Genomic DNA, 23,934 nt, shown 5'->3' on the forward strand with positions numbered 1-23,934 from the left:
GAAAACTGCGCCCACCACCGGTCAGGGTCTACGCTGGCAGCCGCGGCGGCCGCGGCATATTCAGTAGTTGTCACAAACTCCGAACAATGCCCCGGCCACCGCTTCTACCAGCGTAGACACGCCGAAACACTCCAACCCCGAACTACGGCTGCAGTACTAGCACCGGCGTGGTGTCGACCACCCCGCCGAAGTGCCCGCCCCGCATGACCACCGGTCACCCCGTTCGCCGCTTCCCGCGGCAGCGTTCGCGCTTTGCTGGCGGGCGCCGCGAGTGCGGCTTTCCCGACGTGCTTCAGGTCGCGCCCCAGCTGTCCCAGAAGGTGACGGTTTCCGCGGGGGGTCGCGCTGCCGGGTGGAATTCGGTGCCGATCGTGTAAGCCACCGGGAACAGCGCGGCCTGAGTGACCGTGTCGGGGATGCCGAGCAACTCGGCGACGCGCTTCTCCTGGGCCAGATGCATCGTCGTCCACACCGATCCCAGCCCGCGGGATCGCAGGGCGAGCATGAAGCTCCAGCCGGCGGGAATGATCGACGCCCACGCCGAGGCCGCGATCAGCAGGCTGCTTCCGTCGAAACGACGCTCGAGGCAGGGGATGACGTGCACCGGGACCCGGGCCAGGACCTCAGTCAGGCCCAGCGCGCTCTCGTAGACGCGCCGCGTCTGCGGATCGGGTGCGGTCTCGGCGGCCTGCGCCAGGTATTGGGCACCGACGCCGCGGTAGGTGTCCGCGATCGCGGCCCGCTTGTCGGCGTCGGTGACCACCAGCCAGCGCCAGTCCTGCGCGTTGCTTGCCGTGGGCGCCTGGATCGCCAGCCGGATGCATTCGAGGACCACTTCGCGCCCGACCGGCCGGTCCAGGTCGAGGCGCTTGCGCACCGCGCGGGTGGTGGTCAGCAACTCGTCGACCGAGGCGATGTCCATGCCGTCCTTCCCACCCGTTACCGAGCCGAGCAAACCAGATGCCCGCCCCGGCTGTCTACACCGCCGGTGGCGCCGTCGCGCGGTTCAGGATTCGGGTGGCGTCGCAGACCATCTCACCGACGATGCCGCCGGCCGGGCGCACGTCGCGGATGCGTCCTATCGCCTCGCCGACGAGCACGGTGACGACGTCGAAATCCTCTGCGTCGAGCGCCTTCTGGAAGGCGTTCACCATCTCCGGCAGGAGCTCCCGCAGGCCCGCCTCGTCGCCATGCCACGCCTCGATGAACGCGTTGCTCACCAGCCGCGCATCGTAGCCGTCGGGCCAATCCTTCTGGCGCACAAAGTCATAGACCCGGGTGCGGAGGGTGTCGTCGCCACTGGCCGCGATGCCCCGAAGGTGGGCCCGCCGCGACACCAACGCCTCGGGGGATGCCCAGAACCTGGTGCCGACGAGCGCGCCGTCAGCCCCGAGCGCCAGCGCCGCCGCCAGCCCGCGGCCGTCGGCGACCCCGCCGGCGGCCACCACCAGCGTTTCGGGGGAGCGTTCGGCTGCGAGGTCGACGACGTCGGGCACCAACGTGAAGGTCGAGCGCGCGCTCATCCCGTGCCCGCCCGCCTCGCCGCCCTGAGCCACCACGACGTCCGCGCCGGCATCCAGGGCCCGGCGCGCCTGCTCGAGGTTCTGCACCTGGGCGGTGAGCGGAACACCGGCCGCGCGGATGCGATCGGCGAACGGGTCCAGGTCGCCGAACGACAACATGACCGTCACCGGTTGCCGGCCAAGAGCAACGTCGAGCACCCCGGGATCGCAGGCCAGGCTCCAGGTGATGAACCCGCATCCGACCCGTGCGCCGTCGGCCTCGCCGATCTGCGTGCGCAGCCAGTCGGCGTCACCGTATCCGCCGCCGATCAGACCGAGACCGCCCGCCCGGGTCACTTCCGCCGCGAGCCGGCCCCCCGAGACCATGGCCATCGGCGCCAACATGATGGGGTGGTCGATGCCGAAGAACTCGGTGAGCCGCGTCGTCAGTGGCATGCAACCGACGGTAGGCCTTCCCGGTGCGCCGACCGCGCGCACCCGACGCCGAGCGTTCGGAACAGTCCGCCCGCCGATCAGGCGAGCGGTGCCAGGCCGGAGCGAACCAGGTCCAGGCTCGTGGCCACGAGGTCGCCGAGATCCCCGGTGCAACCATGACGGCCCCAGTTCTCCACCGCCACGACCAGGGCCGCCGCCAGCGCGGAGCCGGCGACCTCGGCGGCCAGGTCGACGTCGGCGACGTCGGGGTTGCGAGTCTTGACGAAGTCGGTCAGCACCCGGGCGAACGACGACTGCACCACCCGCAGGTGGCCGGCGATCCGCTCGGCGCTGATCAGCTCCGCGCGTGCCGCCGCCGCCTGACGGACCACCTCGAGGTCGTGCGGGAAAGCCGCCACGCTGGCCCGCACCGCGTCGAACAGCGATTCGGAGGCCGGACGGCGCGCGAGGGCCTCGGCCAGCCATTCCAGCTGCGTCTCGTGATCATGGAACAGCACCGCTTCCTTGGTCGGGAAGTGCCGGAAGAAGGTGCGTTCGGTGACACCGGCTTCGCGGGCCAGCTCGGTCACGGTGACGTTGGCAAAACCCTTGCGCGCGAAGCTGTTCAACGCGGCGCTACGCAGGGCCTCATGCGTCGAGCGCCGGCGTAGCTGGTGGCGGTTGGTCGGCGCGATCATCTCCCGGCCGATGGTACGCAGTCGCCGCAACGCCGGAACGGACATCTCCAAATTGTGTCAGTTACCTCGGTGACAAGCACGGCCTCGAGGCCGTCACCGGGATGGCCGAACTCATCGCGTGAAGCCAGGCGCCCGCGCGGGCCCTGGGGCGCTTCGACGTGCGCCGCGCGCCCAGGACCCTCGACGAGATGTACGCCTGCGCGACCAACGGCGCAGAGCGCCGCGCGATTCACGAAATGCTATTCGGGTCGACGATGGACGTGATCGACCGCTTCCTGCCCGACAAGCGCAAGCACGCGGTGCTGCGCGGGTTGCCGGCGTTTCTGGCCGTCAATTCGACCTATCGCGGCCCGTACACGCCGGGCAGCGCCACCTGCCTGGCGTTCGCCCTCGCGGTGCCGGACGACAGCACCGCGATGATGACCAAACTCGAGGGCGGGATCGGCGCGCTCACCGAGCACCTGCGCGAGTTGTTCGTCGCCCACGGCGGCGAGCTGCGATTCCGGGCCAAGGTCGAGCAGATTCTGGTCGAGGATGGCGCGGTGACCGGTGTGCGGCTGCGGGACGGGTCGACGCTCACCGCACCGGTCGTGGTGTCCAACCACTCGCCCAACGTCACCCTCGCCGAACTCGTCGCACCGGAACTCGTGCCCGCGGAGCTGATTTCGCGCGTCTCGCAGCGCGATCACCGCGCCTCGTTCGTGCAGCTGCACTTCGCCCTCGACGGGCTGCCCGAATTCGCCCCGCCCTGCGACTTTTTGAACGAGCCGGGTATGCAGCAGTCGGTCGGCATCTTCGGCTCCCCGGAAGAACAGCAGCTGCAGTGGGAGGTGCGCCGGCGCGGCCTCGTCCCGGACAACCCGTCGATGGGATGCAGATCCCCTCCGCGCACGACCCGAGCATGGCGCCACCCGGGAAGCGCGCCGCCAGCGCGTACGCCTACGCCTTCCCGGTCGAAGCCGACCGCCAGCAGCACGGTCATCTAAAAAGATGATGTCTCAACGCGTTATCGACAAGATCACCCGGTTCGCCCCCGCCTTCGAGGACATCCTGATCCGCCACATCACGTTCGCGCCCTACCACATGCAGACCATGTTCGCCGCCCCCGACGGCGACTTCTGCCATGGCTTGCCGCACCCGGACCTGATGGGCCCGAACCGCCCGGGCCCCAGGGGCTTCCTCGACTTCCCGATTCCCATCGGCGGCCTCTACCTCGGCGGCGCGGGCTGCCATGGCGGGCCGGGAATCACCTTCACCCCCGGCTGCAACGCCGCTTATCAGGTGCTCGACGACGCGTCGTGAGTCGTCGATGCGCCCTCAGGCCCCGAACGTGCCGGTGAGCTGGGCCTGCGCGACGGCGGCGCCCGCGATCGTCTGGGCCGCCTGAAGCCCGGCCAAACCCCCGGGCAGTTCGTAGGTTGCGGGCAGCTGGTAGAGGGTGAACCGGTAGTGGTGCACCCCGCTGCCCGGCGGCGGGCACGGCCCCGTATATCCCGGACGGCCGCCCGAGTTCGGCAGGCTGGTCCCGCCGCCGGGGTTCTGGCCCTCCGCGGTGCCGCCCGGTCCGGGCGGGATGCCGGTGACGATCCAGTGCACATAGGTGCCGCCGACGGCGTCGGGATCATCGACCACCAGGGCCGCCCCCAGCGGCGCCGACCACGTCAACGGCGGCGCGGTGTTGGCCCCCTTGCAGGTGTAGCGGACCGGGATGGGCGCCCCGTCGGCGAAGGCGGGACTGCCGATCGTCACCGGCCCGTCGGCGGGAGCCTCGGGAACGCTCCGGGCGACCGTCGTCAGCTTCGGCGTCGCCGGCGCCGTCATCTTGCTGCCGCCGTGGCCGCCGCAGCCGGCCTGCGTCAGCGCCAGCGCGAGCCCCACGCCGGCCAGTGCGATGCGCCGGGCGCCACCCGCCGATGTCGACTTCATAAGGAGAGTGTCGCCGACGGCGGGCGCGGAATAAAGGTCTTTTGCCGGCCACGGACGCGGGCCGGCTACGCGCCGCCCTTCTTCACCTCGAGCACCCGTTTACGCAAGCCCTGGGTGGCCGTCTCCATCAGGCTCTTGGTTCCTCTTTTGACCAGGAATCCCGGGACCGGCGCCAGCAGGTCGACGGTGAGCTCGAAACGGACCCGGGTGGAGTCGCCTTCGGGAATCAGCGTGTAGCGACCGTTTTGCGCGCGTTGCTGTTTGGCGCTGACCAGCGTCCAGCTCACCCCGTCGTCGCGCACCTCGTAGGCCAGTTCCTGCTCGTCGCTGACGCCCACCAGTTTGACCACCTGCCGCGACCTGCTGGGGTGGCCCGCGTCGTCGCGCTCCAGGACCTCGACCTTGCGATGCACCGAGGACCACTCGGTCAGCGATTCCAGATCGAACAGCACGTCCATGATCTGGTCGGGTGTCGCCTCGATGACGACTTCGCGGGAGTCGGTGACAGCCATGCGACGAAGATAGCCGCCAGGGGGACGCTCGAAACTCGGTTTGCGACTACCGTCTGCACTCGTGAATTTCGGCTGGGAGCAGTTGACCGCCGGCGTGCATCGCTGCCGGCTACCGTTCTGCGACGTCACGGTAGGGCTGGTGCTGGGCGGTCGCGGGGCCCTGCTCGTCGACGCCGGCTCCACGCTCACCGTGGCGGCGGCCATCGACGCCGACGTGCGACGGCTCACCGGCCGAGCGGTCAGCCATATCGCGTTGACCCACAAGCATTTCGACCATGTCCTGGGCTCCTCGTTCTTCGGCGCGGCCGACGTCTACTGCGCACCCGAAGTCGTCGCGGATCTGACGGTCGGCGCCGGGCACCTCCGCGAGGACGCGTTGCGCCACGGCGCCGACGCGGTCGAGGTCGACCGCGCGGTCGCGGCCCTGCGACCACCGCGCCGCGGCACCCGAGAGGCCATCGTGGACCTCGGCGGCCGGACCGTGGCGATCACCCACCCCGGCCGCGGCCACACCACCTCCGACCTGGTCGTGGTGGCACCGCCCGCGCACGGCGCCGACCCGGTCGTGCTGTTCACCGGCGATCTCGTCGAGGAATCCGCCGACCCCGCGATCGACGCCGATTCCGACGTGGCGGCCTGGCCGGCCACGCTGGACCGGGTCCTCGAGATCGGCGGACCGGACGCCCTCTACGTTCCCGGCCATGGCCGGGTCGTGGACGCGGAGTTCGTCCGCCGGCAGCGGGACTGGCTGCGTCGGCGTGCGACCGCCGGAGGGGCCTGAGCGCCCCGATCCGGCCGTATGCGGCCAAACATGTTGTTTCCCAACATTTATCGATGCGGCCAGCCCCGGCGTCGTTGGTTGCGGGCCCGTCACCGGCCTCGCGCAGCCGTCGCGCGGGTGCGCCGCGGCGAGTCGCGAAGGGGTATTTCGACCCCTGATCGAACCGCGGTCGTCAGGGATAGACTCTGGTCCAACGGAACCTGAAGAGGAGCGTAACCCCATGGCCATCATCGACACGGACACCGAGGTCCGGGCACCGTTCGGCGACGACGTCGTCGCCACCCAGCGATACATCGACGGCCCGCGCTTCACCGGCATCACGCGCCTCTACACGGCTCGTCAGGTTGCCGAGCAACGCGGCACCATCCCCGTCGACTACCCCGTGGCACGGGAAGCGGCGGGGGCCTTCTACGAGCGGTTGCGGGAGCTGTTCGCGGCGAAAAAGAGCATCACGACCTTCGGCCCCTACTCGCCCGGCCAGGCCGTGGCCATGAAGCGGATGGGTATCGAAGGCATCTACCTCGGCGGCTGGGCGACCTCCGCCAAGGGCTCCACCACCGAGGACCCCGGACCCGACCTCGCCAGCTACCCGCTGAGCCAGGTGCCCGACGACGCCGCGGTCCTGGTGCGCGCCCTGCTCACCGCCGACCGCAACCAGCAGTATCAGCGCCTGCACATGAGCGAGCGCCAGCGCGCCGCGGCGCCCGAATACGACTACCGGCCGTTCATCATCGCCGACGCCGACACCGGCCACGGCGGTGACCCGCACGTGCGCAACCTGATCCGCCGCTTCGTCGAGATCGGTGTGCCGGGCTATCACATCGAAGACCAGCGCCCCGGCACCAAGAAGTGCGGGCATCAGGGCGGCAAGGTTCTGGTGCCGTCGGACGAACAGATCAAGCGCCTCAACGCCGCCCGGTTCCAGCTCGACATCATGCGGGTGCCCGGCATCATCGTCGCCCGCACCGACGCCGAGGCGGCCACCCTGATCGACAGCCGCGCCGACGAGCGCGACCAGCCCTTCCTACTGGGCGCCACCAACCTGAACATCCCCTCCTACAAGGCCTGCTTCCTGGCGCTGGTGCGGCGTTTCTACGAGCTGGGCGTCAAGGACCTCAACGGGCACCTGCTCTACGCGATGTCCGACGCGGAGTACGCCACCGCCACCGCCTGGCTGGAGCGCCAGGGCATCCAGGGTTTGGTTTCCGACGCCGTCAACGCCTGGCGGGAGAACAGCGAGACCTCGATCGACGATCTCTTCGACCAGGTGGAGTCCCGGTTCGTGGCCGCCTGGGAGGACGACGCCGGGCTGATGACCTACGGCGAGGCCGTCTCCGAGGTGCTGCAGTTCGGGGAGATCGAGGGCGAGCCGGTCGCCATGAGCCCCGACGAGTGGCGGCGCTTCGCTCAGCGCGCATCGCTGTACTCCGCGCGGGAGAAGGCCAGGGAGCTCGGCGCCGACCCCGGATGGGACTGCGAGCTGGCCAAGACGCCCGAGGGCTACTACCAGATCCGGGGCGGCATCCCGTACGCGATCGCCAAGTCCCTGGCGGCGGCGCCGTTCGCCGACATCCTCTGGATGGAGACCAAGACCGCCGACCTGGCCGACGCCCGCGAGTTCGCCGAGGCCATCCACGCGCAGTTCCCCGAGAAGATGCTCGCCTACAACCTGTCGCCGTCGTTCAACTGGGACACCACCGGCATGGCCGACGAGGAGATGCGGCGCTTCCCCGAGGAACTCGGCAAGATGGGCTTCGTCTTCAACTTCATCACCTACGGCGGCCACCAGATCGACGGTGTCGCCGCCGAGGAGTTCGCGACCGCGCTGCGGCAGGACGGCATGCTGGCGCTGGCGCGACTGCAACGCAAGATGCGGTTGGTGGAGTCGCCCTATCGCACGCCGCAGACGCTGGTCGGCGGGCCGCGCAGCGACGCGGCGCTGGCCGCCTCCTCCGGGCGCACCGCGACCACCAAGGCCATGGGCAAGGGCTCCACCCAGCATCAGCACCTGGTGCAGACCGAGGTGCCCAAGAAGCTGCTCGAGGAGTGGCTGACGCTGTGGAGCGAGCACTACCACCTCGGCGAGAAGCTGCGCGTGCAGCTGCGACCGCGCCGCGCCGGCTCGGACGTGCTGGTGCTCGGCATCTACGGCAACGAGGACGAGCAGCTGGCCAACGTCGTCTTCGACCCCATCAAGGACCGCCACGGCCGCAGCATCCTCACGGTGCGCGACCAGAACACCTTCGCCGAGAAGCTGCGCCAGAAGCGCCTGATGACCCTGATCCACCTGTGGCTGGTGCACCGCTTCAAGGCCGACGCGGTGTACTACGTCACGCCCACCGAGGACAACCTGTACCAGACCTCGAAGATGAAGTCGCACGGCATCTTCAGCGAGGTCAACCAGGAGGTGGGCGAGATCATCGTCGCCGAGGTGAACAAGCCCCGCATCGAGGAACTGCTCAAGCCCGACCGCGTCGCGCTGCGCAAGCTGATCACCAAGGAGGGGTAGCCCCCGGCCGCCGGCCCGTTGCGTTCTCCCGGCCGGCCGCGGGGCAAAACGATGTGGTTTGCGCCTTCGCGCCCCGGGGTACGGATGCATGGACAACGTGGGTGTGGCGCGAGCGGAAGTGGTGGCCCTGATGAGAACTGCAGCGAGGAACGCGGTCGCGGTGTTCGGCGGCGGCGCCATGCTCGTGGTGGCGGTCGGCTGTGGCGGCGGCGGGCACAAGGGGCCGAGCAGCAGCACCACCCCCACGACGACCACCCCCTCCTCGAGCGTGGCGCCCGCGCCGTCCCCGGCGCCCGGCGGCCCCACCGGGGGCGGCGGCCCCAACGGCGGCGGCGGCAGTATTCCCGGCGGCCCCACCGGCGGGGGCGGCCCGGCCGGCGGCGGGGGCAGCATCCCCGGTGTCGGCGGCGGGGGTGGCGGCCCCGGCGGCGGGGGCGGTTGCGTCGGCAACATCTGCGGCGGCTACCCGTGATCGCACGGGTGTCCTGAAACCCGACGGCTCTGCGAAGCCGACAAAGTCTTGCTCCCTAGCCGATGGGGCCACGCTCGCGAGCTGGCCCCATCGGCTGAGCAATTTCTGCCATCGGGGACCGCGGGGACCTAGGGCGGGCGCCGGATCCGAGTTATGGTTCTGCGCAACTCGACCGCAAGAGGAGCCCGATGGCCAAGCTCAGGTTCGGATACTTCATCGCCCCGTTCCACCGCGCAGGAACCAATCCGACGCTTGCCCTGCAGCGAGACCTGCAGTTCATCGAACATCTCGACGCCCTCGGCTTCGACGAGGTCTGGCTGGGCGAGCACCACTCGGCGGGCAGCGAGATCATCAGCTCGCCGGAGATCTTCATCGCCGCCGCCGCCGAACGCGCCAAGCGGATCCGGTTCGGCACCGGGGTGATCTCGCTCGCCTACCACAACCCGCTCTGGGTCGCCGACCGGCTGATGCTGCTCGATCACCTCACCCACGGTCGCGTGATCGGCGGGGTGGGTCCGGGTTCCCTGCCCACCGACTCCGCGATGATCGGCCTGACCCCCACCGACACCCGCGAGCTGCTCGAGACCAATCTCGACATCGTCGTGCGCCTGCTGGCGGGCGAAACCGTGTCCGCGAAGACCGCCACGCACCAACTGTTCGACGCGCGGCTGCAGCTCGCCCCGTACTGCGACGGCGGGATCCCGCTGTCGGTCGCGGCGGTCGCCTCGCCGACGGGGGCACGGTTGGCCGGCAAGCACGGCATCGGCCTGCTGTCGATCGGGGCGACGCTGATCGTCGAGGGCTTCGACGCGCTCGCCTACCACTGGGGCATCGTCGAGGAGCGCGCGGCGGCCTTCGGCACGCAGGTCGAGCGCAAGAACTGGAGCCTGGTCGGGCTGTTCCATCTCGCCGAAACCGACAAGCAGGCCCGCGAAGAGGTGAAGTTCGGCATCGAGCCGTGGTTCCGCTACTTCCAGAAGATCGCCGCGTTCCCGCAGATGACCATGCCGGGAGAGCAGCTCGACGAGATGATCGACGTCATCAACGACAACGGGGCGGGCGTGATCGGCACCCCGGAGCGGGCCCGGGCCCAGGTGCAACGGCTCTGGGACCAGTCCGGCGGGTTCGGCTGCATGCTGCAGATGGGCCACGAGTGGGCCAACCCGGCGGCGACCAAGCGGTCCGCCGAGCTGTTCGCCGCCGAGGTGATGCCGCACTTCCAGGGGCAGGCGCAACCGACCCTGGATGCCGCCGCGCGCGCCGGCCAGGTGCGCGACGACCTCGCCCAAACCCAGCTGCAGGCCGTCGAGCACATGACGAAGAAGTATCAGGACGAGATCACGTCGTCGTAGCGGCGCGGATGCCGAACCAGGTGTCCAGCGCGGCGCGCAGCTCGCGCAGTTCGTCGCCGCCGGGCGCGGCGGCCGAGGACGCCCACTCCACGTAACCGTCGGGGCGCACCAGCACGGCCGTCGCGGCGATGTCGCCCACCGGCCGGCCTGCGGCGACGGTGAGCTGACCGGCGAGGTCGGCCGTCGCGTCGGCTACCACCGCGCCCGCGGTCAGATCGATCAGCAACGGCCGTCCGTCGCGGGCCAGCTCGGCCACGCGGCTGGCCCCCGCGGCACCCAGGACGGCGAAGTCGGGCACCCAGTGCCCCACCAGCGGATGCGCGTCCGGGCCTGCGGCGTAACGGTTTTCGGCTCCCGACACCAGGTCGCCGAGCCGGCGGACGACCTCGGGGTCGGCGAGGAGTTCCGCGAAGAGCCGGCGCAGGGCCGTGACCTCCGGTCCCGGACGCACCAGGGCCAGCTGGGCGCGACTGTGCATGATGACCCGTTCGGCGGCCGGGCGGCGCTCGGCCTCATAGCTGGCGAGCAGGGTGGGCGCGACCCGCCGGTGCAACACGGCCGCCAGCTTCCAGCCCAGGTTCACCGCGTCCTGCAAACCCAGGTTGAGTCCGGGCCCGCCCATGGGGGAGTGCACGTGAGCGGCGTCGCCCACCAGGATCACCCGGCCCCGTTGGTAGTGCGAGGCGATCCGCGAGTTGATGCCGGAGAAGCGGCGCAGATCCAGCGGTTCGTCGGACGAAGGCGACGCCGGCCGCAACGGAAGGTCGGCGCCGATGACACGCTTGGCCGCGGCCTCCAGCTCGGCCAGGCTCATCGCCGGGTCGTCGTCGCCGGTGTCGTCGTGGGGATCCTCGCGAGCAGAGCCGTCCAGCTCGAACACGATCACCGCCGCCCGGCCCCCGAGCGCGCCGAAGGCGAACACGCCATGCTCGGCCCGATGGAACTGCAGGGGCGGGACGCGCCCGAACCCGGGTATGTCCAGCACACCGCTGACCGGATCGACCCACTCCTCGGGCGGCAGCACATCGAAGCCCATCCGGGCGGTGACGTCGTAGGCCGACATGCCGGGGAAGTCGATGCCGGCCAGCTTGCGGGTGGGGCTGGTGCCGCCGTCGGCTCCGACAAGGTAATCGGTCCGCAGCTCGTAGGCGCCGTCGGGGCCGTCGACGTGCACCGTCACACCCTCGCCGTCCTGGTCGAAGCCGGTCAGCGCGTGTCCCCAGCGGATGTCGACGCCATGTCCGTGGGCCCGCTCGGCAAGCACCTGCACGAGCCTGGGCTGCTGCACGGGGAGCAGGAAGACCTGCGAATCCGGCACCTGCGTCAGATCCAGCGGGAAGGCGGCGAACATCGGGCGAGGGTTGCGCCGGGGCGGTTCGTCGGTGCCGGCGAGGACGCCGTAGAGGCCACGGTGGTCCAGGATCCGAACCCCTTGGCCGATAATGCCGTTGGCTCGTCGCTGCGGGCTGGGGCCGGGCATCGGGTCCAGCACGACGGGACAGATCCCGGCCAACCCGAGTTCGCCGGCCAGCATCAGCCCGTTGGGGCCGGCGCCCGCGATGACGACGTCAATCACTTAGCCCAGCTTAATGAATTTGGCCCCGGCCCGCCACGTCGCCGCTTACGGCCCGTCAAATCCGTTGTGCGACAACGTGGTAACGGTCACTCCCGCCGTTCGGCCGCCTTGACCAGCCGATCGGCGAAAAACCGCACCGCGCCGCCCAGGGCCGCGCGCATCAGCGGGCCCGTCCCGCGGACCCCCTCGACGAACGAGCCGGTCCAGCGGATGTCGGTGCCGCCGGACGGGTTCGGTGTGAGCAGCACCTCGCCGTGGTAGTCCTTGGCGGGGCTGGGCGGCCCGACCAGCTTGTAGGCGTGCCGGCGGTCCGGGTCGTACTCGACGGTCTCCTCCTGGACCAGCAGCGGCCACAGCCCCACCTTGCGAATGGCGCCCACGCCACCCGGCGCCGGGTCACCCTGTCGCGCCCAACTCGACTGAAACACGATCGGTTTGGCCCAGGTGGACCAGTTCGCGCCGTCGGTCACGAGCCCGAACAGCGTCGCGGCCGGCGCGGTGCTGGTCCGGTTGATCTCGAAGGTGAACCTACGACCCGACATGCGTTTCTCCCTGGCTCTGCCCGGCAAACACGAGCGACCTCGAATGGCGCTGCCGGTACCTTACCGCGCACCGCCCCGGCCTCCGGCGATCACGCCACGGAGCCGGCCGGCGCGACGTCGCCGTTGCCTACACTGCGCATATGAATTCGGGTTCCCCGCAGAGCGACAGGAGTGTCCCCGGACTCCTCGACATCGAGGACTGCCTGGACGCCGACGGCGAGATCGTGCTGCCTCCGGGCGTCACGCTGATCTCCCTGATCGAGCGCAACGTCGCCAACGTCGGCGACACCGTGGCCTACCGCTACCTGGACTACAGCCACGGTGCCGACGGCCGCGCCGACGAGGTGACCTGGACGCAGTTCGGTGTCCGGCTCCATGCCATCGGGGCCCGGGTGCAGCGCGCCGCGAGCCGCGGCGAGCGGGTCGCGATCCTCGCACCGCAGGGCATCGACTACGTCGCCGGCTTCTACGCGGCGATCAAGGCCGGCGCCATCGCCGTGCCGCTGTTCGCGCCCGAACTGCCGGGCCACGCCGAGCGCCTCGACACGGCGCTGCGCGACTCGCAGCCGTCGGTGGTCCTCACCACGACCGAGGCCGCGGGCGCCGTCGAGGACTTCCTGACCGGCCTGCCGCGCCCGCAACGCCCGCAGGTCCTGTTCATCGACCGGATCCCCGACTCGGAGGGGGAGTCGTTCGCCCCGACCGAACTCGGCATGGACGACGTCTCGCACCTGCAGTACACCTCCGGTGCGACGCGACCGCCGGTCGGCGTGGAGATCACCCACCGGGCGGTCGGCACCAACCTGACCCAGATGATCCTGTCCATCGACCTGCTGGACCGAAACACCCACGGCGTCAGCTGGTTACCGCTCTACCACGACATGGGCCTGTCGATGATCGGCTTCCCCGCGGTGTACGGCGGGCACTCCACGCTGATGTCGCCGACCGCGTTCGTCCGCCGGCCGCAGCGCTGGATCCAGGCCCTGTCCGCCGGGTCACGCGAGGGCCGGGTGGTCACCGCCGCGCCCAACTTCGCCTACGAGTGGACCGCGCAGCGCGGCCTGCCCGCGCCGGGCGACGACATCGACCTTTCCAACGTGGTGATGATCATCGGTTCGGAACCGGTCAGCATCGACGCGATCCGCACCTTCAACAAGGCGTTCGCGCCCTACGGCCTGCCGCGGACGGCGTTCAAACCCTCGTACGGCATCGCCGAGGCGACCCTGATGATCGCGACCATTGCGCCCAGCGCCGAGGCCACGGCGGTGTACCTCGACCGCGAACAGCTCGGCGACGGCCACGCGGTACGCGTCGCGCCGGACGCCCCCGACGCGGTGGTCCAGGTGTCCTGCGGTCAGGTGGCCCGCAGCCTGTGGGCGGTGGTCGTCGACCCGGACACCGGAGGCGAGCTGCCCGACGGCGAGATCGGCGAGGTCTGGTTGCAGGGCAACAACGTCGGCCGTGGCTACTGGGACCGCCCCGAGGACACCCGGCGCGCCTTCGGCGCGCGGCTGCGCTCGCGGCTGCCCGAACGCAGTCACGCCGAGGGCTCCAACACCGACGGCAGCTGGCTGCGGACCGGCGACCTGGGGGTGTACCTCGACGGCGAGCTCTATGTCACCGGCCGGATCGCGGACCTGGTGACCGTCGAAGGCCGCAACCACTATCCACACGACATCGAGGCCACCGTCGCCGACGCCTCGCCGATGGTGCGCCGGGGCTATGTCGCGGCGTTCGCGGTGCCGGCGGACGGCGCGGGCCGGCGACTGGTGATCGTCGCCGAGCGCGCAGCGGGCACCAGCCGCGCCGACCCCCAGCCGGCGATCGCGGCGATCCGGGCCGCGGTGTTGCACCGCCATCGGGTGTCAGTCTCCGACGTGCAGTTCCTGCCGGCCGGCGCCATCCCGCGCACGACCAGCGGCAAGCTGGCCCGCCGGGCCTGCCGCGCGCAATACCTGAGCGGCGCGCTGCGCAGCCACTGACGAGTGTCGGCGGATCTGATCGGCGGCGAGGGGGAGGCCGGCTCCGGAACGGTCACCGACCCGAGGGGCGCTCGATGGGACAGTGGGACAACACATGGTGAGAGCTCGGTGAACTATCCCCGCAGAAGAAGGGCGCGAACCAGCGGACGGGGTCCGATCGATCGGAGCAGTTCGCTGGCTGGACGCGGGCGCACCCGCAACGGCCACCAGAACCAGCGCCCGAGCAGGGTGGCGATGGACGGGATCATCAGCGAGCGCACGATCAGCGTGTCGACGAGTAGGCCCAGGCCGATGGTGGTGCCGCCCTGCTTGAGCGTGTACAGCTCGTTGACGACCAAAGAGCCCATGGTGAAGGCGAAGACCAGGCCGGCGGCGGTCACAACTCCGCCGGTGCCGCCCACCGAACGGATGATGCCCGTCTTCACGCCTGCGCCGATTTCTTCCTTGAACCGCGAGACCAGCAACAAGTTGTAGTCGGATCCCACGGCCAGCAGGATGGTGACGGAGAACGGCAGCACAATCCAATGCAATTCCAAGCCGACGAGATGCTGCCAAATCAGCACGGAAAGCCCGAAGCCCGTCGCCAGCGACAGCACCACCGTGCCGACAATCACCATCGAGGCGACCAGCGCGCGTGTGATGACCAGCATGACGATGAATATCAGGATCAGCGCGGCCATGGCCTCGGTCATAACGTCGTATTTAGTGGACTCCTGAATATCTTTGTAGGCCGCGGCTGTGCCGCCAAGGTACAATTTTGCGCTGGCCAACGGCGTTTCTTTCACCGCCTCGCGCGCGGCTTTGAGTTCTGCGTCGACATGTGAAATTGCCTCGGGGCTCGCGGGGTCGACGTCATGCGTGATGATCATCCGGGTGGACTTGCCGTCGGGAGAGACCAGTAACCTTAGGCCTGTCTTGAAATCTGGACTGTCGAATACCTCGGGTGGGATATAGAAAAAGCCGTCGATTTTAGCCTGGTCGAAAAATTTGCCCATGAGTGTGCTGGTGTCGGTCATGCGATCCATCTGAGTGACCAGGCCCGAGAAGCTGCTGTACAGCGTTAGGAACGTGGTCTGCATCGACTTCGCGACAGCGATCAGCGGCGGGATCAACGCGACCAGTTTTTGGGACGCATCAGCGCTGTTCTGGAGATCTTTGGCAAGAGAATGGAAGTTCTCGGCGAGTTTGTCGAAGCCGTCCAAAGCGTCGAAGATGGAGCGTAACGACCAACACATGGGGATATCGAAGCAATGTTTTTCCCAGTAGAAATAGCTGCGGATCGGCCGCCAGAAATCGTCAAAATCTGCCACACGGTCGCGTATTTTGTCCGTAATAGCGGCAGTATCGGCTGTGACCCGAGCACTGTCGCTTATCGAATTCGTCAGCTCTTGTTGCACCGTGTACATGTGCTCCAGAGTCGCGATCTGGGTGCCGAGGTCGTCGCGGCTCAGTTTGAGAATATCGTCGAGGCGGTCTTTCAGATATCGCAGGTTTTCTCTGATGGGAACCGGCTCCATGCCAATCGCGAACGGTATGGTGCCGTGCTCGATGTTGTATCCCAGCGGCCTGGTGATGCTTTGCACCCGCGCGATGCCCGGCACCCGGAAGATATGTTGGGCGATCCTGTCCAGATCGAGCATGTCCGCCGGATTGCGCAGGTCGTGATCGGCTTCGACCAGCAATAGGTCGGGATTCAGCCTGGCGTGGGTGAAATGCTGAGTGGCAGCGCGGTCGCCGACATTGGACACCAGGCCCGCCGGCACGTAGTAGCGGTCGTCATAGTTGGTGCGGTACCCCGGCAGCGTCAAGCCGCCCACAATCGAGACGACCACAGCGCTGGCCAGGATCGGTGCAGGCCAGCGGACGGTCGCCGTCGCCAGGCGCCGCCAGCCGTGGACATTCATTTTTCGCTTGGCTTCGAGCAGGCCGAAACGCCCGCCGATGACGATGAGAGCGGGAACCAACGTCAGCGAGGCCGCGATCACGACGACCAACGCCACCGCGCACGGAATTGCCAAGGTATTGAGATAGGGCAGCCGCACCAACCGCAGACAGAGCATCGCGCCGGCAATGGTCAGCCCCGAACCCAAAACGACGTGGACCACCCCACGATATGTCGTATAGAAGGCCGTCTCGCGGTCCTCGCCGCTCTGCCGGGCCTCGTGATAGCGGCCGAGAAAAAAGATCGCATAATCCGTGCCCGCGGCGATTGCCAGCGACATGAGCAGGCTGACCGCGAAGGTGGTGAAGCCGATCAGATGAAAGCTGCCAATGTATGCCACGACTCCGCGTGCCGCGGCCAATTCGATGAAGATCACGGCCAACACGATCAGCACGGTGACAATCGAGCGATAAACGATGAGCAACATGATCGCGGCCACCGCGATCGTTATCGCCGTCCGCTTTGCCAGACCCCTGTCGCCGGCTTCCGTGGTGTCGGTGGTCAACGGCGCCTGACCGGTGACATACGCCTTGACTCCCGCCGGCGGATGTGAGCGCGCCACGATGTCCTCCACCGAGTGCACCGACTCGTCCGCCCTCGTCGAGCCTTGGTCGCCGGCGAGGTTGACCTGCACATAAGCGGCCTTGCTGTCGGCGCTCTGTTCGCCCCCCGCCGTGACCAGTTCGCCCCAGTAGTTCTGCACTTTCTCGACATGCTTGGTGTCGCGCTCGAGCCGGCGCACCAGATCGTCGTAAAAGCGGCGCGCGGCATCACCGAGCGGCTCGTCACCCACCAGCACCACCATCGCGACGCTGTCCGAGTCGAATTCGTGAAACACCTTGCCCATTTGCTTCATCGCGATCAGCGACGGAGCATCCCGGGGCAGCAGGCCGACCGAGTTTTCCCGTTCAACCGCATCGAGTCGGGGCACGAAGACGGTGACGACGATCGTCAAAACCAGCCAGCCCAAGACAATCGGCACCGCCAACCGCCGCAATGCCTGCGCGAAAACCGGCCGCTCGGCAGTGCCGCCGTTCATGCGGCCTTGTCCAGGCAGAAGACCTGCGCGTTGACGCCGGTCGCGGACTGTTGGTCTCGAACGATGCCGTTCACGACGATCCGGCAACCGATTGTGTTGCTGTCACCCTGGGCCACCACGTTGGTGAACACCCCGGGCAGGGTTGTGGTCACCGTGTACGACCACGGCAGCGTGGTGAAATTCGCCTGCTGAGGTTGTGCATCCGCGTCCAGATAATTCACAACTCCGGCAGTGCCCGGGGGGCCGGTGACCTCATAGGTAACGTTCTTGACATTGATCGGCACGATCTTTTCGACTGGGCCGGCTTCCGACACGCGGTTCGAGCCGAAGATCCCTTGTAGCCGGTAGGCCACAAATCCCCCGATGGCCACGACCACGACGATCACCAGCGGAATCCATGTGCGCTTGAGGATGCCCAACAATGTCGCACCGCCCTTTCACTCGCGTTCCGTCCAGTCGGCAAGCAATACAAAATCCAGTTCACAAGGCAACGCAATCGGGACGCGGGCCGATTCCCTGGACAAAAGCTCCACACAGTTGACGGAACGCGGATCGACTGTCGAAATCCCAATCTGCGCGTGGCGCGAAAAGCCCGCAAAGCGTGCGAGCGGTCGGTTGCTGCCACGACTGCAGATTGTCGCTGGGGACCGCGGGTCGCAGACAGAGCGAACTTAACCTAGGAATTTGACAACCAGGATAACGCGCTGGTTACCATCGTCTCGTGGCGACGACACTGGGAGAATTTCTTCGTGCGCGTCGCGAGGCGACAACACCCCGGCCCGGTTGCGATGGCGAATCTCGCAGGCGGCGGCGCACGCCCGGGTTGCGCCGCGAGGAGGTGGCCGCGCGCGCCGGGATCAGTCCCGACTACTACGCGCGGTTGGAGCAAGGACGAGAAACCCGTCCGTCAGTTCAGGTATTGGAAGCCTTGGTGATTGCGCTCAGCCTGTCTCCCGACGAGGCGGGCTATCTGTACGACCTCGCGATCCCACAACACCGACGTCGGCAAGAGCTCGGTTCGCAACAAGGCCCCGTCGAATATCTCCTTCTCCTCATGCAGGCGTGGACGCTCGGCCCGGCCTACATCGTCAACCGTCGATGCGATGTGCTGGCCGAAAACCCCCAAGCGTCGCTGCTCTTCAGTCCATTCAAGATCACTGGAAATATCCTTCGCCTACTTTTCCTGGATCCCGAGGCGAAAAACTTCTGGGTGAATTGGGAATCGTATGCCAAAACCGCCGTCGCCACGGTGCACCGTATCGTAGGCGTAGATGTTGATCATCCGGATGTGGCCGAAATCATCCTCGAACTTTCGAAAGAGAGTAGCGATTTCGTCCGGTTATGGAAAAGCCACGACGTCGGTGTGGGTGACGGTAAAGTGAAACAGTTCAGGCACCGCGATTTCGGTGACATTGAGTTTGACTATGAGCTACTCTCTGCCGCGAGTGCGCCAGGACAATTTCTTGTAATTCATTGGAGCAGGAAAAGCACCGCTTCCTTGCCGACTCAGCAACCGACGTGAAAACTAACGCGGGAGGGTGGTCCTGGCGAATCCCGATGCGCGACCGCCGAAGTGGGTGGGCCCTGACGTCGCGACGCCGGCCGGGGCGTTCCTCGTCGGCACCGGCAGGCGAGCACCGCGAACACGACGTAGGTGAGCACGTTGCAGGCCCTGCACGGCTTCGGCATTTTGCGAGCGGAGGCGCCGGGGGCGTGCCGCCGTCCTCGGCCGGTGGTCAGGAAGCCAACGTCACCGAGCGCCGGCGCAGCCAGCGGGTGTAGAGCGCGCCGATCGCGGCGGTGACCAGGCCGTAGAGGGCGACGGCCCCGTACTCCTCGGCGTTGGGGAAGTTCGCCGCGGCAACCGTCAGCGCGGCGGCGGGGTGGCGGCAGCTGGTCGCGAAGGCCAGCACCGCCGAGTACCGGGGATCGGGGCCACCCAGCACATGCCCGATGACGACCATGATCGTCACGAACAGCACCATGGCCACCAGCGTCCAATTGCCCATGAGCGTCCACATGGCCGGTGCCGCGCCGATCAGCAGCACGATCATGGCCACCGGGAGCGCCCATCGCTGGACGCGTTCGATGGGGCCGGCTATGCGTTCGGCGAGTTCCGGCCGGCGCGACCGGATCGTCATGCCGGCCACCAGCGGCGCCAGCACCGAGGTGACCATCAGCTCCGCGATGTTCCAGGCGCTCACCACGTACTGGCGGCCGAACACATGCCCCAGCAGGGGCGTCGCCACGGCGGTCCACGGAACGGCGAGAACGGCCAGCACGACGACCAGGCCGAGCCCGTACTGCACCTGTCCGCCGGCCTTTTCACCGCGCCGCGGCAGCAGCGGCGGCAGGGGTGAGATCGCCAGCGCCACGAGCGCGATCGCCACCTGCGGGCGCAGGGCCAACACGCTGACCAGGACGGCGGCTATCACCGGCGCGACGACGAGCACGGCCAGCAGGGAACGGGCCAGCAGATCGGGGAGGCGCAGCACGAAGGTCACGTCGGAGAACCGCGCCGTCAACCCATACCCGAGGATCACCACGAAGAGGCTGATCTGGAAGGCAAGCTTTGCCGCGTCGGCCATCGTCACCCATCCAGATTGACACGACGCCCGCGGCATCCGGCAAGTGGCCGCTACTCGTCGACGCGCGGATGGCGCCCGGGACGCTCCGGGGCGCAGGAGTGGCATCCTGGCCGGGTGGGCCTCATTTTCCGGCTGGCGGAGCTGCTGATCGTGATCCTGCCGCTGGCGGGCGTGGTCGTCGCCGCGGTGAAGGGGTTCGCGGCCAACAGGCAGCGCACCGCGGCCCGGGATCCGGCGGGAGCCGACGCGGACGCGGCCCGCCCCGCCTCCGGCACCGACCAGGCCACGCAGTGGCGGATGCTGCGGCGGGTCATCGACGAGCACACCCGCACCGACACCCGTTGGCTCGACTACGAACTCGACGTCGCGAAGCTGCTGGACTTCCCGGTCATGACCGACATGCGCGACCCGCTCACCGTCGAGTTCCACAAGGCCAAACTCCGTGCCGACCTGTTGCGTCCGGTCAAGGCCGAGGACCTGCTCGACGACCCGGAGGCCGCCGCGCTTTACCGGGCCGCCGTCGAGGACTACGTGACCGCGTTCGAGATCGCCGAGGCCGAGGCGAAGCGGCGACGCCGCAATGACTTTTCGCGAGCCGACCAGCAGCGCATCGCGCGCGCCCAGAGCCTGCTGCGGGTCGCCTCGGACCGGGCCGCGTCGCCGCAGGAGCGGCAGAACGCCTACGAACGGGCCGGCAGGGAACTCGACGGCCTCATCGTGCTGCCGGCCTCGACGCAGGCCGGCATCGAGCGGGGGATCGCCGGCCAGCTGGAGGGGTGAAGGGCACTTCGCACCGTCGACCGATGCCTTTGGGCCCTTATCCGCGCAGGCCGGTTCCCGACATCATGGCGGCAGCGATCCACCAATGATCCCTCAGGAGCACACGATGATCGAATACGACTTGGACACCGAGCATTCCATCCTGGAGGTGCGACCGAAGTCGGCCCTCGACAAGGCGGATTTCGTCGAACTCGCCAAGGCCGTCGACCCGCAGATCGAGGCCCACGGCGACCTCGCCGGCCTCATCATCAGCGCATCGTCGTTCCCCGGATGGGACAGTTTCGGCTCGATGGTGACCCACTTCCGCTTCGTGCGCGAGCACCACAAGCACGTCAAGAAGATCGCGGTGGTCACCGACTCGCCCCTCGGCGACGTGGCCGAGCACCTGACCTCTCACTTCGTGTCGGCCGAGATCCGGCACTTCCCGGGCGGGCAGGTGGAGCAGGCGCGGCAGTGGATCGCCAACGGCTCCTGACCGGCACTCACGGGCAGGTGTAGCCGCCGTCGATCACTACGTCGGAGCCGGTCATGTAGCTGGATGCCTCGCTGGCCAGGTACAGGTAGAGGCCGGTGAGCTCGTCGGGGCGGCCCATGCGGCCGAGCGGTATCTTCGGTTCCCACTGCCGGTGGTACTCGGCCAGCGGCTCGACGAGTTCGGTGCGAATGTAGCCGGGACTGACGCTGTTCACCCGGATGTTGTGTGGAGCCAACTCGACGGCCATGGCCTTGGTCAGGTGGATGACGGCGGCCTTGGAGGCGCAGTAGTGGCCTACCGGCTGCGGAACGTTGATGATGTGGCCCGACATCGAGGCGGTGGTGATGATGACCCCGCCCCGGCCTTGGCGGACCATCGCGCGCGCCGCCGCCTGGGCCGTGAGGAACACGCCGGTCACGTTGGTGTCCTGGATGCGCTGGAACTCCTCCGGTGCCATGTCCAGCAGCGCCTGCACCGAGACGATGCCGGCATTGCAGACCGCGATGTCGACGCCGCCCAACTCCGCGGTGACCCGGTCCAGCATCGCGGACACCTGATCCCGCTGGGTCACGTCGCACCGGACGGGCACGACCTCGCCGGCACCGGCGAGGTCGGCGGCCACCCTCTCCAACGGTTCGGAATGCCTTGCCGCGACGGCCACCCGGGCGCCGGCCTGCAGATAGGCCAGCGCCACGTGTTTGCCGATACCGCTGGACGCGCCCGTCACCAGAGCCGCCTTGCCCCGCAGGTCGAACAATTCCAACACGTTCATGCGATCTCCCCGTTCCAACGAGTGCCCGGTCACCGAAACACGTTCTAGTCTGTCCGCCATGGGCAAATTCAGCAGGGCCGAAGTCGAGCAGGCCGTCCGGCACTACACCACCGTCGTCGAGGGGTGCAGTTCGTCGGGCGACTGGCGTCCCTTTGCCGACCTTTTCGCCGAGGACGTCGTCTACACCGAACACCACTATGGGGTGTTCCGCGGACGGGAGGCGGTCCGGGACTGGATCGTCGCGGTGATGGCCCCGTTCCCGCACATGCGCTTTCCCAACGACTGGGTCGCCTACGACGAGGACAACGACGCCGTCGTCGTCATGATCAAGAATCTGCTCGACCACCCCACCGACCCGAACGGGGAGCCCTTCTGGTTCCCGAACTGGACCCGGCTCGTCTACGCCGGCGACGGCCTGTTCTCCAGTGAGGAGGACATCTACAACCCCAACCGTGACGCGCCGGGGGTGATCGCCGCGTGGATGCAGGCCGGCGGCCAGTTGGCCTCGACCGAGATCCTGCAGCCGGGGGCCTGACCGGATGTGGCTATCCAAGCCCTGACCCCGGGGCGTCCCGCCGGGCTTGGCAGACTGTGCGCATGGCACAGATAACCTTGCGCGGAAACGCGATCAACACCGTCGGCGAGCTGCCCGCCGTCGGGTCCCCGGCCCCGACCTTCAACCTGACCGGTGGCGACCTGGGTCCGGTCACCAGCGAGCAGTTCCGCGGTAAGCCCGTGGTGCTGAACATCTTTCCATCCGTGGACACCCCGGTGTGCGCGACCAGCGTGCGCAAGTTCAACGAGCGCGCCGCCGCGGGCGGGTCCACCGTGGTGTGCGTGTCGAAGGACCTGCCGTTCGCGTTCTCGCGGTTCTGCGGCGCGGAGGGCATCGAGAACGTCAAGACGGCATCGGCGTTCCGGGACACTTTCGGCGAGGATTACGGCGTCACCATCACCGACGGGCCGATGGCTGGGCTGCTGGCCCGGGCCGTCGTCGTGGTCGGCTCCGACGGCAACGTCGCCTACACGGAGTTGGTGCCCGAGATCGGCCAGGAGCCCGACTACGACGCCGCGCTCGCGGCGGCGGGCTGACCGCCAGGCGCATCGCGGACCGGCTCAGCCTTCGGCCGGCCCGAGCCGCTCCGCCGCGGCCGCCAGCACCGCGCGGCACCCCGCCCACGTCCGTTCGATGATCTCGGCGGCCGGTGCGATGTCGTCGATGCGCCCGGCGACCTGACCGGTGTTGGCGACGCTGGCGTCCATGTCACCGTCGAAGTAGAGCCGCTGGACACGTTGCAGTGCCGCCGCGCGTTCGGCAGGAGATGTTGCGGCGTCGAGGCTGTCGGCGGCCGCCGTGCGGATGACGCGCATCATGCGCTTGCCGTCGAGGGGCAGCAGCACGGTGGCCGTCTCGTCGGCGTCCAGCACCGCCCGCTTGAGGTTGCCGTGTACCGGCGAGTCGGACGAGGCGAGCAGCCGGGTGCCCATCTGCACGGCCTCGGCGCCGAGCACGAACGCGGCCGCCATCGATCGCGCGTCGCAGATGCCCCCGGCAGCCACGATCGGCACGTCGACGTGGGCTGCCACCAACGGCAGCAGCACCATGGTCGACGCGCCGAACCGGTTCTTGAACCCGCCGCCCTCGACGCCTTCGACCACCAGCCCGTCCACCCCGGCGTCGACGGCCTTCTTCGCCGCGGCCAGGGTGCCCACCACGTGGAACACGGTGATGCCCGCATCGTGGAGCCGACCGGTGAACAGCAACGGGTCACCGGCCGAGGTGGTGACGAAGCGAATGCCGTTGGCGACGAACAGGTCGACGACGGCCGGGTCGCGATTCATCAGCAGCGCGATGTTGGCGCCCACCGCACCGTCGGTCAGGGCACGCACCCGGTGCAGATCGGCACGGCCCTGCTCGGAGGTGGTCTCGATGACACCCAGCGCGCCGGCGTTCGACACCGCCGCGGCCAGCCGGGCGCCGGCGATGTAGGTCATCGGGGCCTGCAGGATCGGGATGTCGATCCGCGCGAGCTCGCAGACCCGGTTGATGG

General features: G+C 68.5%; 22 protein-coding genes and 1 pseudogene. 11 read left to right on the forward strand and 12 right to left on the reverse strand.

What is annotated here, in order from left to right; genetic code table 11:
• Positions 1-292: 292 nt before the first annotated feature.
• From ACJ512_RS15305 to ACJ512_RS15315, 3 genes are all read right to left on the reverse strand, one after another.
• Entirely contained in the window at positions 293-922 is a 630-nt protein-coding gene (locus ACJ512_RS15305; protein ID WP_407689384.1) for a nitroreductase family protein, read from the reverse strand.
• A 55-nt stretch (positions 923-977) separates the two neighbouring features.
• Positions 978-1,958, reverse strand: a complete 981-nt coding sequence (locus tag ACJ512_RS15310) for an NAD(P)H-dependent flavin oxidoreductase (RefSeq protein ID WP_407689385.1) — start codon at positions 1,956-1,958, stop codon at positions 978-980.
• Positions 1,959-2,035: 77 nt separating this feature from the next.
• Positions 2,036-2,635 carry a TetR/AcrR family transcriptional regulator gene (locus ACJ512_RS15315; RefSeq protein WP_407689390.1) on the reverse strand — a complete coding sequence of 200 codons (600 nt, stop codon included), beginning with the start codon at positions 2,633-2,635 and terminating at the stop codon, positions 2,036-2,038.
• Between the two features lie 56 nt (positions 2,636-2,691).
• Here ACJ512_RS15315 and ACJ512_RS15320 point away from each other — a divergent pair.
• A pseudogene (locus ACJ512_RS15320) lies at positions 2,692-3,937 on the forward strand (phytoene desaturase family protein); the annotation flags it as partial.
• Between the two features lie 15 nt (positions 3,938-3,952).
• On the opposite strand, the gene ACJ512_RS15325 reads toward ACJ512_RS15320, so the two are convergent.
• Complete coding sequence (locus ACJ512_RS15325) at positions 3,953-4,561, reverse strand: YbhB/YbcL family Raf kinase inhibitor-like protein (RefSeq protein ID WP_407689386.1); 609 nt, start codon at positions 4,559-4,561, stop codon at positions 3,953-3,955.
• A 65-nt stretch (positions 4,562-4,626) separates the two neighbouring features.
• Positions 4,627-5,073, reverse strand: coding sequence for an SRPBCC family protein (locus ACJ512_RS15330; protein ID WP_407689387.1), 447 nt, complete (start codon positions 5,071-5,073; stop codon positions 4,627-4,629).
• A gap of 61 nt (positions 5,074-5,134) precedes the next feature.
• On the opposite strand from ACJ512_RS15330, the gene ACJ512_RS15335 reads away from it, so the two are divergent.
• The 4 genes from ACJ512_RS15335 (at position 5,135) to ACJ512_RS15350 (ending at position 10,187) form a co-directional block, all read left to right on the forward strand.
• Positions 5,135-5,854 carry an MBL fold metallo-hydrolase gene (locus tag ACJ512_RS15335; protein ID WP_407689388.1) on the forward strand — a complete coding sequence of 240 codons (720 nt, stop codon included), beginning with the start codon at positions 5,135-5,137 and terminating at the stop codon, positions 5,852-5,854.
• A 220-nt stretch (positions 5,855-6,074) separates the two neighbouring features.
• Complete coding sequence (gene aceA / locus ACJ512_RS15340) at positions 6,075-8,363, forward strand: isocitrate lyase ICL2 (protein ID WP_407689389.1); 2,289 nt, start codon at positions 6,075-6,077, stop codon at positions 8,361-8,363.
• A gap of 130 nt (positions 8,364-8,493) precedes the next feature.
• The gene (locus ACJ512_RS15345) at positions 8,494-8,835 is read left to right on the forward strand and encodes a hypothetical protein (protein WP_461479750.1); all 342 of its coding nucleotides are present in this window, start codon (positions 8,494-8,496) and stop codon (positions 8,833-8,835) included.
• Between the two features lie 188 nt (positions 8,836-9,023).
• On the forward strand, positions 9,024-10,187 hold the full coding sequence (locus ACJ512_RS15350; RefSeq protein ID WP_407688798.1) for an LLM class flavin-dependent oxidoreductase: 1,164 nt from the start codon (positions 9,024-9,026) through the stop codon (positions 10,185-10,187).
• Here ACJ512_RS15350 and ACJ512_RS15355 read toward each other — a convergent pair.
• Positions 10,174-11,763, reverse strand: coding sequence for an FAD-dependent monooxygenase (locus tag ACJ512_RS15355; protein WP_407688799.1), 1,590 nt, complete (start codon positions 11,761-11,763; stop codon positions 10,174-10,176). The two genes, ACJ512_RS15350 and ACJ512_RS15355, sit on opposite strands and share 14 nt — an antisense overlap.
• A gap of 86 nt (positions 11,764-11,849) precedes the next feature.
• Positions 11,850-12,305, reverse strand: a complete 456-nt coding sequence (locus tag ACJ512_RS15360) for an SRPBCC family protein (protein WP_407688800.1) — start codon at positions 12,303-12,305, stop codon at positions 11,850-11,852.
• 140 nt (positions 12,306-12,445) lie between these two features.
• On the opposite strand from ACJ512_RS15360, the gene ACJ512_RS15365 reads away from it, so the two are divergent.
• Positions 12,446-14,287, forward strand: coding sequence for a fatty acyl-AMP ligase (locus ACJ512_RS15365; RefSeq protein WP_407688801.1), 1,842 nt, complete (start codon positions 12,446-12,448; stop codon positions 14,285-14,287).
• Between the two features lie 113 nt (positions 14,288-14,400).
• Here ACJ512_RS15365 and ACJ512_RS15370 read toward each other — a convergent pair whose 3' ends face one another.
• Both ACJ512_RS15370 and ACJ512_RS15375 read right to left on the reverse strand, forming a co-directional pair.
• The gene (locus tag ACJ512_RS15370; RefSeq protein ID WP_407688802.1) at positions 14,401-17,268 is read right to left on the reverse strand and encodes an MMPL/RND family transporter; all 2,868 of its coding nucleotides are present in this window, start codon (positions 17,266-17,268) and stop codon (positions 14,401-14,403) included.
• Positions 17,265-17,690, reverse strand: coding sequence for an MmpS family transport accessory protein (locus ACJ512_RS15375; protein WP_407688803.1), 426 nt, complete (start codon positions 17,688-17,690; stop codon positions 17,265-17,267). Before ACJ512_RS15375 ends, ACJ512_RS15370 begins: the two co-directional genes overlap by 4 nt.
• A 299-nt stretch (positions 17,691-17,989) precedes the next feature.
• Between ACJ512_RS15375 and ACJ512_RS15380 the strand changes: the two genes are divergently transcribed.
• Positions 17,990-18,790: a helix-turn-helix transcriptional regulator gene (locus tag ACJ512_RS15380; protein ID WP_407688804.1), complete on the forward strand. Its 801-nt coding sequence runs from the start codon at positions 17,990-17,992 to the stop codon at positions 18,788-18,790.
• Between the two features lie 214 nt (positions 18,791-19,004).
• Here ACJ512_RS15380 and ACJ512_RS15385 read toward each other — a convergent pair whose 3' ends face one another.
• A complete protein-coding gene (locus tag ACJ512_RS15385) occupies positions 19,005-19,856 on the reverse strand; it encodes a bile acid:sodium symporter family protein (protein ID WP_407688813.1) in 852 nt (283 codons plus the stop codon).
• Positions 19,857-19,970: 114 nt separating this feature from the next.
• Between ACJ512_RS15385 and ACJ512_RS15390 the strand changes: the two genes are divergently transcribed.
• A complete protein-coding gene (locus ACJ512_RS15390) occupies positions 19,971-20,636 on the forward strand; it encodes a hypothetical protein (RefSeq protein WP_407688805.1) in 666 nt (221 codons plus the stop codon).
• A 106-nt stretch (positions 20,637-20,742) separates the two neighbouring features.
• The gene (locus ACJ512_RS15395) at positions 20,743-21,111 is read left to right on the forward strand and encodes a SpoIIAA family protein (protein WP_407688806.1); all 369 of its coding nucleotides are present in this window, start codon (positions 20,743-20,745) and stop codon (positions 21,109-21,111) included.
• Between the two features lie 7 nt (positions 21,112-21,118).
• Here ACJ512_RS15395 and ACJ512_RS15400 read toward each other — a convergent pair whose 3' ends face one another.
• On the reverse strand, positions 21,119-21,883 hold the full coding sequence (locus ACJ512_RS15400; RefSeq protein WP_407688807.1) for an SDR family oxidoreductase: 765 nt from the start codon (positions 21,881-21,883) through the stop codon (positions 21,119-21,121).
• A gap of 58 nt (positions 21,884-21,941) precedes the next feature.
• On the opposite strand from ACJ512_RS15400, the gene ACJ512_RS15405 reads away from it, so the two are divergent.
• Complete coding sequence (locus ACJ512_RS15405; protein WP_407688808.1) at positions 21,942-22,418, forward strand: nuclear transport factor 2 family protein; 477 nt, start codon at positions 21,942-21,944, stop codon at positions 22,416-22,418.
• Between the two features lie 62 nt (positions 22,419-22,480).
• Positions 22,481-22,975: a thiol peroxidase gene (gene tpx / locus ACJ512_RS15410; protein WP_407688809.1), complete on the forward strand. Its 495-nt coding sequence runs from the start codon at positions 22,481-22,483 to the stop codon at positions 22,973-22,975.
• A gap of 24 nt (positions 22,976-22,999) precedes the next feature.
• Here tpx and ACJ512_RS15415 read toward each other — a convergent pair whose 3' ends face one another.
• On the reverse strand, positions 23,000-23,932 hold the full coding sequence (locus ACJ512_RS15415; RefSeq protein ID WP_407688814.1) for an NAD(P)H-dependent flavin oxidoreductase: 933 nt from the start codon (positions 23,930-23,932) through the stop codon (positions 23,000-23,002).
• Positions 23,933-23,934: the final 2 nt, after the last annotated feature.

It is taken from the genome of Mycobacterium cajalii, assembly GCF_045809005.2.
Lineage (GTDB): Bacteria > Actinomycetota > Actinomycetes > Mycobacteriales > Mycobacteriaceae > Mycobacterium.